13 protein-coding genes are annotated in these 15,705 nt (G+C 62.4%); 7 read left to right on the top strand and 6 right to left on the bottom strand.

Annotated elements, in window-relative coordinates; all coding sequences use genetic code 11:
• Nucleotides 1-37 precede the first annotated feature (37 nt).
• Nucleotides 38-1,381: an RsmB/NOP family class I SAM-dependent RNA methyltransferase gene (locus GSP01_RS00380; RefSeq protein ID WP_141349520.1), complete on the bottom strand. Its 1,344-nt coding sequence runs from the start codon at nucleotides 1,379-1,381 to the stop codon at nucleotides 38-40.
• Nucleotides 1,382-1,456: 75 nt separating this feature from the next.
• On the opposite strand from GSP01_RS00380, the gene GSP01_RS00375 reads away from it, so the two are divergent.
• From GSP01_RS00375 to GSP01_RS15365, 7 genes are all read left to right on the top strand, one after another.
• Nucleotides 1,457-2,152 carry a YggS family pyridoxal phosphate-dependent enzyme gene (locus GSP01_RS00375; protein ID WP_141349518.1) on the top strand — a complete coding sequence of 232 codons (696 nt, stop codon included), beginning with the start codon at nucleotides 1,457-1,459 and terminating at the stop codon, nucleotides 2,150-2,152.
• 114 nt (nucleotides 2,153-2,266) lie between these two features.
• Entirely contained in the window at nucleotides 2,267-4,294 is a 2,028-nt protein-coding gene (locus GSP01_RS00370) for a potassium transporter Kup (RefSeq protein ID WP_141349516.1), read from the top strand.
• 11 nt (nucleotides 4,295-4,305) lie between these two features.
• On the top strand, nucleotides 4,306-5,469 hold the full coding sequence (hemW, locus tag GSP01_RS00365; protein ID WP_141350122.1) for a radical SAM family heme chaperone HemW: 1,164 nt from the start codon (nucleotides 4,306-4,308) through the stop codon (nucleotides 5,467-5,469).
• 36 nt (nucleotides 5,470-5,505) lie between these two features.
• Entirely contained in the window at nucleotides 5,506-6,606 is a 1,101-nt protein-coding gene (locus GSP01_RS00360) for a nucleoside hydrolase (protein WP_141349514.1), read from the top strand.
• 26 nt (nucleotides 6,607-6,632) lie between these two features.
• Nucleotides 6,633-7,052: a DUF1489 family protein gene (locus GSP01_RS00355; protein WP_141349512.1), complete on the top strand. Its 420-nt coding sequence runs from the start codon at nucleotides 6,633-6,635 to the stop codon at nucleotides 7,050-7,052.
• A 163-nt stretch (nucleotides 7,053-7,215) separates the two neighbouring features.
• A complete protein-coding gene (locus GSP01_RS00350; protein ID WP_228123666.1) occupies nucleotides 7,216-8,154 on the top strand; it encodes a VOC family protein in 939 nt (312 codons plus the stop codon).
• A complete protein-coding gene (locus GSP01_RS15365) occupies nucleotides 8,151-8,555 on the top strand; it encodes a hypothetical protein (RefSeq protein WP_167495445.1) in 405 nt (134 codons plus the stop codon). The genes GSP01_RS00350 and GSP01_RS15365 overlap by 4 nt, the downstream gene beginning before the upstream one ends.
• Nucleotides 8,556-8,628: 73 nt before the next feature.
• Here the strand turns inward: GSP01_RS15365 and GSP01_RS00340 are convergent, their stop codons facing one another.
• The 5 genes from GSP01_RS00340 to truB form a co-directional block, all read right to left on the bottom strand.
• Nucleotides 8,629-10,620: an FUSC family protein gene (locus GSP01_RS00340; RefSeq protein WP_141349508.1), complete on the bottom strand. Its 1,992-nt coding sequence runs from the start codon at nucleotides 10,618-10,620 to the stop codon at nucleotides 8,629-8,631.
• 3 nt (nucleotides 10,621-10,623) lie between these two features.
• Complete coding sequence (locus GSP01_RS00335) at nucleotides 10,624-12,042, bottom strand: NAD(P)H-dependent flavin oxidoreductase (RefSeq protein ID WP_141349506.1); 1,419 nt, start codon at nucleotides 12,040-12,042, stop codon at nucleotides 10,624-10,626.
• Nucleotides 12,043-12,107: 65 nt separating this feature from the next.
• The gene (gene pnp, locus GSP01_RS00330) at nucleotides 12,108-14,258 is read right to left on the bottom strand and encodes a polyribonucleotide nucleotidyltransferase (RefSeq protein WP_141349504.1); all 2,151 of its coding nucleotides are present in this window, start codon (nucleotides 14,256-14,258) and stop codon (nucleotides 12,108-12,110) included.
• A 196-nt stretch (nucleotides 14,259-14,454) separates the two neighbouring features.
• Nucleotides 14,455-14,724, bottom strand: a complete 270-nt coding sequence (gene rpsO / locus GSP01_RS00325; RefSeq protein WP_011253110.1) for a 30S ribosomal protein S15 — start codon at nucleotides 14,722-14,724, stop codon at nucleotides 14,455-14,457.
• Entirely contained in the window at nucleotides 14,684-15,685 is a 1,002-nt protein-coding gene (gene truB, locus GSP01_RS00320) for a tRNA pseudouridine(55) synthase TruB (protein WP_141349502.1), read from the bottom strand. Before truB ends, rpsO begins: the two co-directional genes overlap by 41 nt.
• Nucleotides 15,686-15,705 lie beyond the last annotated feature (20 nt).

Here is a 15,705-nt window from a genome sequence, read left to right as displayed (position 1 = left end):
ATCCGGCATCGGGAGACATTCCCGATGCCGACCGGCCTTAGACCTTGATCAGACGCGCGGCAAAGAAGCCGTCCATGCCGCCAAGTTCACTCCAAAGCCCCGGATGGGTGCGAAACATCCCGTCCCATGTCCGGGCAACGGCCATATCGGCGAGTTCCGCTTCCGAAAACGAATCGAACTTCCAGCCACCGCGCGCAATCGCCGCCTTGATCCGCTCCGGACCCTCCTCGTCCTGAAGCGAGCAGACGGCATAAAGCAGCACGCCGCCTGGCTTGAGCATGTCATGCGCAGCATCAATCAGCGTATCCTGACCTTCCGCCAGCGCCGTCACATCGCGGGGGCGCTTGATCCACAGCACGTCCGGATGACGACGCAGCGTGCCCGTTGCGGAGCACGGTGCGTCGAGCAGAACCATGTCCACCGGAGCGTCCGGACGCCATGTGGCAGCATCAGCCACAACCGTCTTCGCCGAGAGCTTCAGACGAACGATATTTTCCTCAAGCCGCTTTGCCCGCGCTTCCTCACGCTCAACCGCCACGACCTGCGCGCCTGCCGTTGCAAGCTGCGCCGTCTTGCCGCCCGGAGCCGCACAGAGATCGACGACGGTTTTGCCCGACACATCGCCCATCAGCTTTACCGGCATCGTCGCCGCGACGTCCTGCGCCCAGAACGCGCCGTCCTCGAACCCTTCGAGCGCCGTAATGCGCGTCCCGGCCGGATAGCGGACGGAGCCCGTCGGCAGCATTTCGCCGCCTTCCGGTGCGACCGCACCCGGGCGTAGTGTCAGATCCAGAGGGGCTTCACGATGCAGACCGCGCGAAATCGCCCGCGCCCGCTTGCCCCACGCGCTCCACAGCCAGGGCGGCACATCCAGCCGGTCCTCGTCCAGACCGTCGAGAAGGTCCTGCCCTTCACGCGCGACACGCCGCAGGACGGCGTTGGCCAGCCCCGCGAAAGGTGCCAGACCTCGACGGCGAAGCAGGTCCACAATCGTGCCCACGGCTGCATGAGGCGGTGTCTCAAGATGGAGAAGCTGCGCCACGCCCATGAGCAGCGCACAACGCACCGGCTCAGGCGGTTCGCGCCGCAGCAGGGGCTGGAGCAGTTCGGTCATGCTACCGAGATGACGCAGGGTCGTTGCCGCCAGACGGTGCGCGGACGCACGGTCGCGTGCGTCCATCGCGCCAGCACGATCCAGCGTCGTCTCCAGCATCCGGCGATGCTCGACTACGCCACAGACGATATCAAAGGCCAGATCGCGCGTCGGATCGGGCGCGGGACGGCTCGGTGGCGTACGGCTTCCCTGAGGGCGGCGTGGTCCGCCCTTCCGGGTTTTGGAGGCCGGATTACGGGGTGACGTGTTGGAAGGAGTCTGGGTCATGACAGGCTATCGATCTCTCGCATCCTGCCGAAATCGCATCTTGCGGCCACGGACGCAATGGCGTCTTCTCCGGGCATGTCCGATCTTACTGCCCAAACCCTTATCAGCGGGAACCTTGCCGCCATCTGCAACCGCATTACCCGGGCCTGCGAACAGGCCGGACGTGCGGCAGGCGATGTCTCCCTCGTCGCCGTCAGCAAATTCCATCCGATCGAGAGCGTGGAGGCGGCCCTGAACGCCGGACAGCGCCTGTTCGGCGAGAACCGCGTGCAGGAAGCCGCCTCGAAATTTCCCGAGCTCCGGAAGCGCTGGCCCGACCTGCGGCTGCATATCATCGGCGGACTTCAGACCAACAAGGCGGCCGAAGCCTGCCAGATCGCCGACATGATCGAGAGCCTCGACCGCCCGTCCCTGTCCGCCTCCATCGAAAAGGGTGCACAAAAAGCCGGGCGCCTTCCCGAGCTGCTCGTGCAGGTCAACACCGGCGACGAACCTCAGAAATCCGGTGTTCCGCGCGAGGAGGCGGATGCTTTCATCGAAGCCTCGCTCGAACGGTTTGGTCCGAAAATCCGTGGGCTGATGTGCATTCCCCCTGAAGGCGAGGACCCCGCTCCGCATTTCCGTCTCCTGCGCCAGATGGGCCAGCGTCACGGGTTACCGGTACTCTCGATGGGTATGTCGGCGGATTTTGAGGAAGCCATTGCAGAAAATGCCACGCTGGTCCGGGTCGGGACTGCCATTTTCGGAAGCCGTCCCGCGCCACAATCCTGACACGCGGCTTGCGTCCGTCGCAGAAATCTTGTCATGAGGGGAAGTTGCCGTGATGTGGAGCGCGCTTGACGAGCGCTGCGACAGGAGATGACGGCATTCTACTGACGCCCGTAAATGGAACCAGCAATGCCTGAACATGACGGTGACCGCGCCTCCAATTCTCCTCATGGCGTAGGAATTCCCAACGAATCCGCCGAAATCGTGCAAACGATCGAGCAGGCACGTTCGGAGGGACACACCCACGAAATCGGCGGTGGAGAAGAAGGCTCGGGCCATAAGCGTCCCGCCGGCATGGGCGCCCTGCTCGCGGTTCTGGGGGTGGTCTATGGCGATATCGGCACAAGCCCGCTCTATGCCCTGCAATCCTCGGTCAGCATCGTCAGTTCGCCGAAGGCGCCGGCCCAGCCCTGGGAAATCATGGGGCTCGCCAGCCTGACCTTCTGGGCGCTGATGCTCATCGTCACCATCAAATACGTTATCCTCATCATGAGGGCGGATCATGATGGCGAAGGCGGCATCATCGCGCTCATGTCCCTGGCCCAGCGCGTGTGTAAATCACAGCATTTCCGATGGCTCTTCGGCCTCGTGGGTATTGCAGGCACCTGTCTGTTCTTTGGTGACAGCATCATTACCCCGGCGATTTCCGTACTTTCGGCTGTGGAGGGTATTGAAACTTCCGTTCCCTCGGCCAGTCACATCATCATTCCACTGGCCATGATCGTCCTCATCGCCCTGTTCTCGGTCCAGGTTCTAGGCACAGGGAAGATCGGCAAGGCTTTCGGGCCGATCATGATCTGCTGGTTCAGCGTACTCGCCATTCTCGGGGTCAAGGGCATTCTCCTCTATCCCCATATCCTGCTCGCGCTGTCTCCGACCTTCGCGCTCGAATTTATCGCCATGCACGGCTATCTGTCGTTCATCGCGCTCGGCTCGGTCGTGCTGTCCGTCACAGGTGCCGAGGCCCTTTACGCCGATATGGGCCACTTCGGACGCGCCCCGATCCGCAAGGCCTGGCTGTTCTTCGTCCTGCCGTCGCTGACACTGAACTATTTCGGACAGGCCGCCCTGCTGATCCATAATCCGCACGCCCTGTCCAATCCGTTTTATCTTCTGGTGCCGCACTGGGCGCAGATCCCGATGCTGATCCTTGCGACCTTCGCAACCGTGATCGCCTCGCAGGCCGGTATCTCGGGCAGCTTCTCGCTGTGCCGCCAGCTCATCCAGCTCGGCTACCTGCCCCGCACCCGCATCATGCACACCAACGCATCCGAGGAAGCGCAGATCTATCTACCCTCGCTGAACTGGATTCTGGCCTTCGGTGCGCTGGTTCTGGTCCTTTCCTTCCGCTCATCCTCGGCCCTCGCTGCGGCTTACGGCATTGCTGTGACGGGAACATTCCTGTGCACCTGCGTGCTGGCTATGGTGGTGTTCCGCCGCGTTTTCAAATGGAAGACCGCTACGGTCGCGATCGTCTTCGGCTTCTTCTTCATCGTGGACAGCATTTTCTTCTCCGCAAACGTGCTCAAGATCCCCGATGGCGGATGGGTTCCGCTCGCAATCGGCATCATCAGCACCATCATCATGACCACCTGGAAGCGCGGCCGCAGCCTCATCGCTGCACGCCAGCAGGCGGATTCCATGCCGATGGGCTCCTTCCTCGCGCGTCTGCCTCAGTCCCGCACGATCCGCGTCCCTGGTCTGGCCGTTTTCCTGACTGCCAACCCCGACATCGTGCCGAATTCGCTGTTGCATAACCTCAAGCACAACAAGGTCCTGCACGATCACATCCTGTTCGTGACGGTCCAGAACCTTGACCAGCCGGAAGCCGAGCGCGGCCACCGCGCCATCATTCAGGAACTGGCCCCCAACATTCACCGCGTCATCGTCCGCTACGGCTTCATGGAGATGCCCAACCTGCCCCGCGCGCTGCTGGAACTGAACGCGCTCGGCGTGGCCTTCGACGCCATTCAGGCCTCCTATTTCACGTCCCATGAACTCGTCGTCCGCTCCCGCGTGCCGAAGATGCAGCTCTGGCGCATGTGGATCTTCCTCCTGCTCCAGCGCAATGCGGCCTCCACGACCGAGTTCCTGCGCATCCCGCCTGACCGCGTGGTGGAATTCGGCGTCCGGATCGCCATTTGACCTCCCGTCCTTTGGCTGAGCCGCTTTCCCTCTACATTCACTGGCCGTTCTGTCTGGCGAAGTGCCCCTACTGCGATTTCAACTCCCATGTCCGGGACGTGATCCCGCAGCAGCGCTTCGCCGCAGCCCTGCGTCGTGAACTGGCCCATGACGCCGCCCGACTGACCCGGGATGGCGTCAAACGTCCCCTGCGTTCGATCTTTTTCGGCGGGGGCACGCCGTCGCTCATGGCGCCCGAAACCGTCGCCGCCCTGATCGAGGACGCACACCGCCTGTTCGACGCACAGGACGATCTGGAAATCACGCTCGAAGCCAATCCAACCAGCGTCGAAGCCGGAAAATTCGCGGCGTTTCGTCAGGCCGGGGTCAATCGGGTGTCGCTCGGCGTACAGAGCCTGCGGGACGATGCGCTGCACAAGCTTGGCCGCGAACACTCCGCCACACAGGCCATCCGCGCACTCGAAACTGCCCGAACCCTGTTCCCACGCATTTCCTTCGATCTGATCTACGCCCGCCCCGGCCAGAGCGATGCCGACTGGACGGACGAGCTGACCACAGCACTCGACCTCGTGGCCGATCACCTGTCGCTGTATCAGCTCACCATCGAACCGGGCACGAAGTTCGAAGCCATGCACCGGCGCGGCGAACTCACCTTGCCCGACGAAGACACCGCCGCCCACCTGTATGACCTGACCGGCGACATTGCTGCCCGTCACGGTCTGCTACCCTACGAAGTCTCAAACTATGCCCGCCCCGGCGCAGAAAGCCGGCATAACCTGACCTACTGGCGCTATGCGGATTACATCGGCATTGGCCCCGGCGCTCATGGACGCCTGACGCTGGACGGGGAACTTTACGCCACCCGCCGTCATCGTGCGCCCGAACCCTGGGCCGACCGGGTGGAAAAGACCGGCTCTGGCAGTACCGAAGAAACCCTGCTCACGCCGGAAGAAAAAGGCCGCGAAGCCCTGCTGATGGGCCTGCGTCTGTCCGAAGGCATCGACGAGGCGGCCTTCGCCGCCCGCACGGGCCGCGCACTTCTGGATTGTGTGGACCCTGCTCTGCTTGAAGCCTGCATCGAGGAAAACTATCTCGAACGGGACAGCGGTATCCTGCGCGCGACCGGCGAAGGACGGCTTCGTCTTGAAGCGATACTGGCGCGCCTCGTCACTTGAGGGCATGATCCGGGCTTAATCCATCTGGAAGAGACCATGCGCCGACCCATTCTCTCTGCCCTTCTGGGCGCCTGCACCGTACTGGCTCCGCTTGCCACTGCGAACGCTGCCCCTGCTTCGACCCCCGCTCCGAACTATGTCGTGCTCGACAACGACTTCCTAGGCCCGGGCGGCTCCAACATTCAGGCCATCATCCCGCTCCTCAACCGCCCCGGCGTGACGCTGCTCGGCCTGACCTCCGTTATCGGCGATGACTGGGAGAACGCAGGCACGGCGCATGCCCTGCGCTTTCTGGAAATTACCCGCCAGACACAGATCCCTGTCGCCAATGGCGCCACCACGCCGCTGGTCAACACCGTCGCGGAGACGAAACTGCGCGAACAACAGTTTGGTGTCATTCCGTGGAAAGGCGCCTGGGGTGGCCTCGGCTCCATCGAACACGTCCCGGCCACGCAGCCCCCCGTCGGCAAACTGCCGGAAGGTGCCCCCCATATCACTGCCGATTCGCTCCCGGCCGCCATGTTCCTGATCCGCGAAGTTCATGCCCATCCGCATCAGGTCACGATCATTGCAGCCGGTCCGCTGACGAATCTTGCGCTCGCCATCCGCATCGACCCGACTTTTGCCGCAACCGCCAAACAGCTTGTCTTCATGGGCGGTCTGCTTGATGCCAGCATGATGTCCGTCACCGGCAATGCCGATTTCGCGTCCGACTTCAACCTGATTATGGACCCTGAAGCCGCCCGCATTGCCCTGACCGCGCCGTGGGCTTCCATCACCTGCGTCGGAAATGTCTCGAACGACATCATGATGACGCCTGAAATCGCCAACCGCATCGACGAAAAGCACAATGCTGTCACGGACTATCTGAAAAAGTATCAGGCCCCTCTGCCGCTGTGGGATGAACTGACTTCTGCCATCGCCGTTGATCCCACACTGATCACGAAGTCCGTCACGGCCGTCATGGACGTCAATATCGAACACGGGATGGATTACGGTCATGCCCATGTCTGGCCGGATTCCACAGCTCCGAAAGGCGTTAATCTGCGCAAGGTGAAGATCGTGCAGTCCATCGACAAGACGCGCTTCATCAACGAGTTCGTCTCGCAATCCCAGAACGCCATGGGCACGCACTAAAAGCTTACAGGAGGGCATCCGACACTATGCTGAACATCATCAAGCTGGCCGTCGGCTGCCCGAGTATTGAAGTCCTGCGCGAGCGGCTGAACCACGACCGCGTTAACGGCCACGCCACCGTCCAGACCCGCACCATGCCCAAACGGGCCGAAGAGGTGCTGGATGGTGGCTCGCTGTACCGCGTGATGGACGGCATGGTCCTGTGCCGCCAGCCAATCATCGGGTTGGAATCCTGCCAACGCGCTGATGGCAGTACGGGTACGCTGATTGTCGTGTCCGATGACATCATCCCGGTCCAGCCCCGCCCCATGCGGCCCTTTCAGGGCTGGCGCTATCTGGAACCCAAAGACGCCCCGCCGGACCTCGGCAACAGCCTGATACAGGACGGAATTGCCGATCTTCCGCCCCAGCTGCGGCGCGAACTGACCGAGCTGGCCCTGATCTGAGTTTCCCCGACAAGGGCTTGCCTCATTTTTGCTGCATTCCGGGAACGGAATGGGACATGAAACGTCATGCCCCTATTCCGGGGAACCACAGAATACCCCCTCTCCGCCCAGCGTCGGGTGCCAGCAGGCGCTTCGTGCGGGTCAGAACAGAAGGAGTGCCGCCTTGCCGCCCTTTCCCCGTCCTTCCCGAGCAGGTACGGCTGCCGTCACGCTGTCAGCGGCTCTTTCCATCGGTCTCGGCCTGACAGCCCCCCTTTCCGGCGCCCATGCGCAGACGACAGTCCCGGCTCCTGCCAGCGAGGCCAAGGTCCTGCCTGGCAAAATCGTCTATGCCCAGCTCACCACTCCCGATCTCGCCAAGGCTAAGGCATTTTACGGCGGCCTTCTGGGCTGGACCTTTCAGGACCGTCCCGTCTCTCGCGGGCACTACTCTGAAGCCCTCGTGAACGGGCATGTCGTGGCCGGTCTGGTCGAGCGCCCCCTGCCCGATACCGACAACCCGCCTCATCCGCTCTGGCTGCCTTTCTTTTCAGCGCCAGACGTTGCGACACTGACGAAATCGTCACGTCAGTGGGGCGCCAAGGTGCTGTTCCGCCCGACCATGATCCAGGGCCGGGGCGAACAGGCCATCATCGCCGATCCGCAAGGGGCCCTCTTTGCAAGCCTGCATGCCCTGCATGGCGACCAAAACGATACGGATCCTACGGTACAGGGCGACTGGATCTGGCATTCACTCCTGACCTCCACGCCGTCTGCAAGCGCAGGGTTCTACCAGAAGCTCTTCGGCTATCAGGTCGAGGCCGCGCCAGCGCCTGACACCAACCAGCGTTACATCCTTGAGGCGCAGTCCGTAGCCCGCGCAACGGTTAATCCGCTCCCACCGCGACTACCGCCGAACGCACGGGCCCGCTGGCTCAGCTTCGTACAGGTGGACAGTGTGGGCAGTGCGGCCGAAAAAGCCGTGCAACTTGGCGGCCGCGTCCTGGTCGAACCACATCTGGATCATCAGAACAGCATGATCGCCGTCCTTGCGGATCCAGCGGGTGCCGCCTTCGGCGTCATGGAACTGCATGACACCGACCTGACAGGAGACGCGAAATGATCCGTCGGACAACACAGACCTTCGCCCGCATTAGCGGCGCGCTCTGCCTGCTCGGCATGCTGTCCGGTTGCGTCGGCTATGATGGTTACGGCGGCTATGGCAGCTATGGAGGCGGTGGCTATTATGGCGGTTACGATACCGGCTGGGGCGGTGGCTGGGGTGGCGGCTGGGGCCCAGGCTATGGTGTCGGTCCCTATCGCGGACGCGGCCCAGGTGGTGGCCGCGGCCCCGGCGGACGTGGCCCCGGCGGTGGCGGGCCGGGGGGCGGAGGTCACATGGGTGGCGGGGGTCATGGTGGTGGGCCCGGTGGCCCAGGTGGCGGCGGTCGTCCCGGCGGCGGTCCAGGTGGACATGGCGGCGGTCCCGGCGGTGGTGGTCATGGCGGCGGCGGCCGTCACTGACGCCCGCGCTTCTTTTGAAACATGAGACACAAACAGAAGGGGAGATGGAGTTCCGTCTCCCCCCGTCCTGATTTCAGGAAACGGCGCGATCCCCGCGTCCGGCCCGTTCCAAAGCCGCGATCTCGGCCATGATTTCCCCGTTCTGGAGCTTAAGGGTGATACCTGCAAGCGGGCCACCCGCTTCCAAAGCTGCCGCCGTAGCGCTCCAGCGTTCACCAGCCTGCGCATCGCCTTCACACAGCCCGGCAGAGATATCGAAACGCAGCAGGGTCGCCTCGCCGCTCAACCGGCGCAGCGCCCGCAACAGGGCATGGGCCTGCGTCGCGCGTTCTCCGACGGCGGATACTCCCCCCAGAACAGGCAGCGAGCCTCGGGCGAACTCCGCGCGTGTCGTATCGATGCCGGCCTGACGCTGGATGCGGTCCGTCATGACCGGATCTTCCCGTTTCAGAACGGCCGCCAGATAGCGCAGATTGCCCACAACAGCCGTCTGCAACAGACCATCCATGTCCTGACCCCGGCGTTGCGGGCAGACCATGAAAGCGCAGAGCAGCCCGATCACGCTGCCAAGCGTGTTGTCGAGCATCCGCATCCAGGCCACACCTTGCGATGGCATGATCATTTCAGTCACAACGATGAACTGCGCGCTGATGAATACGACCAGCATGGTGTAATTGACCGCCCGCATGGCAATGGCACCGATCACGAACAGCGCCACAGCCGCCAGCATCTGGGTCGATCCTGGCAGGAACGGCGTCAGCAGCAACGCCAGCACACCACCGCCCACGGTCCCGAGCACACGCTCCAGCGCCCGCACCAGCGTCGTCTGTCCGGACGGCTGGATCACCAGTACCACCGCCACCAGCGCCCAGAACCCGTAATCAAGTCCAAGCCACCAGGTGGTCATATAGGTCGCCAGCAGACCGACCACGAGACGCAGCGTATGCTGCCAGATCGCCGGCGTCAGCCGGGCGACATGTCGGGGCAGTTCGGCATCAAATGGCAGGCGTTCCTTCTGCGCGAGCCCTTCAGCCAGCGTTCCCAGGGTCCGCGCACTGGTCGCGACCAATTCCCCAATCGGCCCCGTCGTCGCGGGAATGCTCTCCGCAAGCGCGAGCCCCTCAGAGGCCAGATGAGCAAGGTCCGGTGCGGGATCAAGTGCGGCGTCACTGGCATGCAGGCAAAGCGCGGAAAACGCCGCCAGCGTGCCCCGGGCCTCAAAGTCCAGGCCACGCGTCTCAACGAGATGTTCGACGGCCAGCATCGCAGTGAACAGGCGTTCCGCACCGGCCAGAGATGCAATCAGTCGCCCGCGCATGCCATAACTCGCATGCCCGGCATCAATCTGAAGCGCCATAGCGCGCGCGCGCTCGATTGCCGTCCGTACGTTCTGCCGGTGTACGGTTTCCTGAAAACGCCCCGCCGCGATCTCGCCCGCCATAACCGACAGCAGCCGGTAACAGCCTCCCACGGCCCGCCGTGCAGGCGCATAGGGATGCAGCGGCCAGATGACGAGGCACAGGAGCGTGGCCCACAGACCGCCGCCACCAAATGCCCCGGCAATGACAAAAGCATCCTGAAGCCCATGGGCCGGGAACCCCGTTCCCGCGAGCATCACGCAGCCCAGAAGCGTGCTGAGCAACGCCATGGACGGTGTCAGCGCGCGGGCCATACCGACCAGCAGGCCCGTCAAAAGCAGCCAGGGCAACACGCCCCAGAACGGATACACGGCGATAAGAGACGTCACGCCCCCAAGGATCGCGCCGGCCACCGTAAAGAGTCCGAGAATACGGAGTTGTTCTCGAGCCGTCCCGCCCGGCTCGATCAGACAGCTCCAGAAGGCCGCAAACGCAGCCCAGGCCAGCACGGCCTGATGTTCATAAATTGCGGGAAGAAGTGCCACGACCGTGGCAACTGCAGCCCGGCTTCCTTCCGCCGGAGCAATCTGCTCCGGACTGACAGGGATCGAATACCGCGCCAGAAACTGCGTTAGAAAGTCGAACGGCCTGCCCCGATTCAGGGCAGGCCGGGACGACGGACCAAAAGAGAGAGGGTCACGGACCATGTCTCAGCGACCGGTCAGAATACGCTCCACGAGCTGGCCGACCGTCGGAACAAATCCGTTTGCGTAGAACGGATCCGTCCCGAAGCGCCACGCATTCGTGCCGCCGAACATAAGGTTATGGTCCATGACCACATCGTCATCCGCTCCGGGCGGGATATGGGAAATGGTCTGGAGCGTCTTCTGGATGCAGAAGGAACGCGGGTCAGCCTTCTGGCCCGTCGTGTATGGCTCTTTCTGCGTCCAGTTGGAGAAACGGCACTGCGACAGACAGCCCATGCAGGCCGTCTGGTCCGCCAGGATCTCGCGAGCGCTTTCTGGCGTCACGAAAACCAGAGTGTCATCCGGTGTGCGCAGGGCCTCGGTGAAGCCCGCGGCTTCCCATTCGGCAATCCTCGGACGATCGGCCGCCGGCACGAAGACTTCACGCTTGCGGACACCGACGCCGTAAGACGCCTCATATCCGTCACCGGTTTCCTGACTGTACGGCACCTGACGCGCGGAGCGGTCGCACAGATCGCTCAGGAAGCTGTTCTTGACAGCCGAAGAGTAGAACCCGGTCGGGGAGAAGCGGTTGAGATACACATCTCCCTTCTTCAGCGTCAGAAGACGGCGCTTCCAGGCGTTAGGGATCGGACTTTCCTGCGTCAGGAGCGGACGGGTTCCGAACTGAAACGCAATCGGCCCCAGTTCCGGATTGCCAATCCAGTCCTGCCATTCCTCAAGATGCCAGACGCCACCAGCCATGATGATTGGCGTTTCGCCCAGACCATAATTGCGCATGACGCGACGCAGTTCGAGAACGCGCGGATAGGGATCTTCTGGAGACAGCGGATTTTCCGTGTTGGAGAGGCCGTTATGGCCCCCCGCACGCCACGGATCTTCATAAACCACACCACCCAGCAGTTCGGGAGCCTTGCTGTAGGCACGGCGCCACAGAGCGTTGAAGGCGCGCCCAGAGGACACGATCGGGTAATACGGAATACCGAAACGGACCGCGATGTCGGACAGGCGATACGGCATCCCCGCCCCACAGGTCACGCCATGTACCAGTCCGGGAGCTCCTTCGAGAATCCCGATGATGACTTCCTCGGCCCCGCCCATTTCCCACAGGATATTGACGTTGATCCGGCCCTTGCCACCCGAGATGTCGCGAGCAATTTTCGCCTGGGCGATGCCGCCGTCGATCGCGTAGCGGATCAGCTCCTGCTGGCGCTCGCGGCGCGTGCGACCGTGATAGATCTGCGGTACGGGGTTACCGTCCTGATCGTAGCTGTCCGCATTGACGGCCGAGATGGTTCCGATCCCGCCAGCGGCAGCCCAGTGTCCGGCTGAAAAACCCGTGGAGACGGAAACACCTTTGCCCCCTTCGATCAGAGGCAGCACATCCTGACCACCAAAACGGAGGGTATCAATAGATTTCATGGGGACTGGCTGTCTCCGAAACTCAGAAAAAAAAAGGCGGGGCCTTGCGAGCCCCGCCCCAACACTCATTCGGCGTCGCGACGGGGCGGACGGCCAGGCTTGGCCCCCACACTCTCCGTAATATCGGCGCCCGTGGCCTGATCGACAACCCTCATAGAGAGCTTGACCTTGCCACGGTCATCAAATCCGATGACCTTGACCTTCACGGTATCGCCCTGCTTGACGACGTCGGACGTCTTCGCAACGCGGCCTTCGGCCAGCTCGGAGATGTGAACCAGACCGTCACGCGGACCGAGGAAGTTCACGAACGCACCGAAATCGGCAGTCTTGACGACCTTACCGTCATAGATACGACCGATTTCCGGCTCGGCGATAATACCTTCGATGCGGGCGATAGCCTTTTGGGCCTGTTCGTCATTCGAAGCAGCGATCGTCACGGTGCCATCGTCACCGATATCAACCTTCGCACCAGAATATTCGACGATCTCGCGGATCACCTTGCCACCGGAGCCGATCACATCACGGATCTTTTCCTTAGGAACGGAGATCGTGGTGATCTTCGGAGCATTGCCCGAAACATCCGAACGGCCTTCCGTCAGCGCCTTGGACATTTCGCCAAGGATGTGAATCCGGCCTTCACGGGCCTGCTCCAGCGCGATCTTCATGATTTCCGGCGTGATGGACGTGATCTTGATGTCCATCTGAAGCGCGGTCACGCCGTCAGCCGTACCAGCCACCTTGAAGTCCATGTCGCCGAGGTGATCTTCGTCACCCAGGATGTCGGACAGCACGGCGTAGCCACGGTCTTCCTTGATCAGGCCCATGGCAATGCCAGCCACCGGACGCGGCAGCGGAACGCCGGCATCCATCAGCGCGAGCGAGGAACCGCAGACAGTTGCCATGGAAGACGAGCCGTTGCTTTCCGTGATCTCGGAAACCACACGCATCGTGTACGGGAAAGCTTCCTTGCTCGGCAGCAGCGGGTGGATTGCGCGCCATGCCAGCTTGCCGTGACCGATTTCACGACGGCCCGGGGAGCCCATGCGGCCACACTCACCAACCGAATACGGCGGGAAGTTGTAATGCAGCATGAAGTTGGAACGGTATTCACCTTCCAGCGCATCGATGATCTGCTCATCCTGCCCCGTGCCGAGCGTTGCGACCACGAGGGCCTGCGTCTCGCCACGCGTGAACAGGGATGTTCCATGAGCGCGCGGCAGGATACCGACTTCGGCGAGGATCGGGCGGACCGTCTTCAGATCACGACCATCAATACGGATGCCCGTCTTGAGGATGGAGCCACGAACAACCTGTGCCTCAAGCTCCTTGAGCATCGGCTTGGCCAGTTCGACGTCGAGACCTTCCTCGGCCAGGATCTCGTTGATCCGGTCCTTGGCTTCGGCGACCTTCTTGTAACGGGCCTGCTTCTGACGCTCCTTGTAAGCGTCCGCCATCAGCTTGTTGCCGACCTTCTCAACACGCTTGCGAAGGGCAATTTCTTCCTTCGTCAGCGACGGCAGATCCCACGGCGCCTTCGCAGCATGCTCGGCCAGCGCGATGATGGCGTCGATGACCGGCTGGAAGGAGGTGTGACCCAGCGTGACGGCTTCAAGCATCGTCTCTTCCGAAAGCTCGCTGGCTTCGGATTCAACCATCAGCACGCCTTCGGCCGTACCGGCGACCATCAGGTCGAGCGTGCTGTCCTTGAGTTCATCGTGAACCGGGTTCACAACCAGCTTGCCGTCGATGCGGCCGATACGGGCGCATGCAACCGGGCCGAAGAACGGAATGCCGGAGAGCGTCAGCGCAGCAGAGCAGCCGATCAGCGACACGAGAGCCGGATCGTTCTCGTTGTCGTAGCTCAGAACCGTTGCGGTGATCTGAACTTCGTTGCGGAAGTTCTCCGGGAACAGCGGACGGATCGGACGGTCGATCAGACGGGCGTTCAGAACTTCGGCTTCGGACGGACGACCTTCACGCTTGAAGAACCCACCCGGGATCTTGCCGGCGGCGTAAGCCTTTTCCTGGTAGTTGACCGTCAGCGGGAAGAAGTCCTGTCCCGGCTTGACGCTCTTGGCGCCAACGGCGGTGCAGAGCACGACCGTATCGCCATAAGTGATCATGACGGCGCCATCTGCCTGGCGTGCGACCTTCCCGGTCTCCAGGATCAGAGGACGTCCGGCCCATTCGATTTCCTTGCGGAAATAATCAAACATGCATGTTTTCCCAAATTAAGGGTGAAACCATCTCCGGGTGTCCGGCAGGTGGCGGAGCAGCGTTTCGGACGGCATGGCGGTGATGGCGGGAAGTCCCCGGCACGACACCATGTGGCCTGAAACGCCGGTCGCGCACCCGCACCGCCGGACAGGCGATGGCGGGATGTCCGGGAGCAGGCTCCCGGACAGATCTAGCTCAGCGACGCAGGCCGAGACGCTCGATCAGGCTCTGGTAACGAGCCTGGTCCTTGCGCTTCAGGTAGTCCAGCAGGCTACGACGCTGACCGACCATCATCAGAAGACCACGACGGGAGTGGAAGTCCTTCTTGTGGGTCTTCAGGTGCTCGGTCAGGTTGACGATACGCTCGGACAGGATTGCAACCTGCACTTCCGGCGAACCCGTATCCGTCTCGCTCTGCTTGTACTCAGAAATCAGTGCCGTGCGGCGTTCTGCGGTAATCGACATCGTGTTCTCCAAAAAACTCGTGGTTTTCCAGCATACGCGCTGCCCTGAGCCGCCCATGACGGACATGACACAGACCCAGCACGTGCTCTCCGATCATCGCGCGCCACAGATGGTCTTCCACCTGCGACGACGCCGGCAGAGGATGCACGAGGTCCGCGGGGTCTATCGATTGCCCCCAGACAAGCATCCTTCCCTCCGCATCGGTGACGGCCAGCGCCGGGATGTCGACCAGCGCGGTCGCCGCATCCAGCAGAGGAGCCGGAAGAGCATCGGCGTTGTCCACAGTTTGAGACGATTTGTCCAGTGATATCTGATCGATCGTCAAGGCGTGACTCAGATCGAACGGCCCGCACTTCGTCCGCCGTAGCACCGAAATATGTCCGACCGTTCCACAGGCCAGCGCAATATCCCGCGCCAGAGAACGCATATAAACGCCCTTGCCGGACTGGACGTCAAAGACGGCCGTATCTGCGTCCGGACGTTCCACTAACGTTATCGAATCGATCCGCGCCGGACGCGGCGGAAGTTCCGGCGGACGGCCGGCCCGCGCCATGTCATAGGCCCGCTCGCCCCCGACCCGAAGCGCCGAAAAAACCGGGGGTACCTGCATGACATTGCCCGTCAGCGCAGGCAAGACGGCTAGGATCTGCTCATCGGTCGGGCGGTTTGGCGACGTCGCCAGAACCTCGCCTTCAAGGTCATCCGTCGTACGGCTTTCGCCGAAAGTCAGGGTAAAACGATAACGCTTTGTCGCGTCCATAATGTAGGGAATAGTCCGCGTGGCCTTGCCGAACGCGATCGGCAGCACGCCAGAGGCCAACGGATCGAGCGTTCCGCCATGGCCGGCCTTTTTTGCATCAAAAGCCCATCGCAGCTTGTTGACCATATCCGTGGAGGTCGGCCCCAGCGGCTTGTCGAGAATCAGCCACCCGTCGATATCGCGTCCACGTTTCCTACCCATACATCCCGTCCTTACTTTTG

The organism is Gluconobacter sphaericus NBRC 12467 (assembly GCF_006539125.1).
Classification (GTDB): Bacteria; Pseudomonadota; Alphaproteobacteria; order Acetobacterales; family Acetobacteraceae; genus Gluconobacter; species Gluconobacter sphaericus.
The sequence above is the reverse complement of the archived record's forward strand: the minus strand, read 5'-3'. Positions and strand labels throughout refer to the sequence as shown.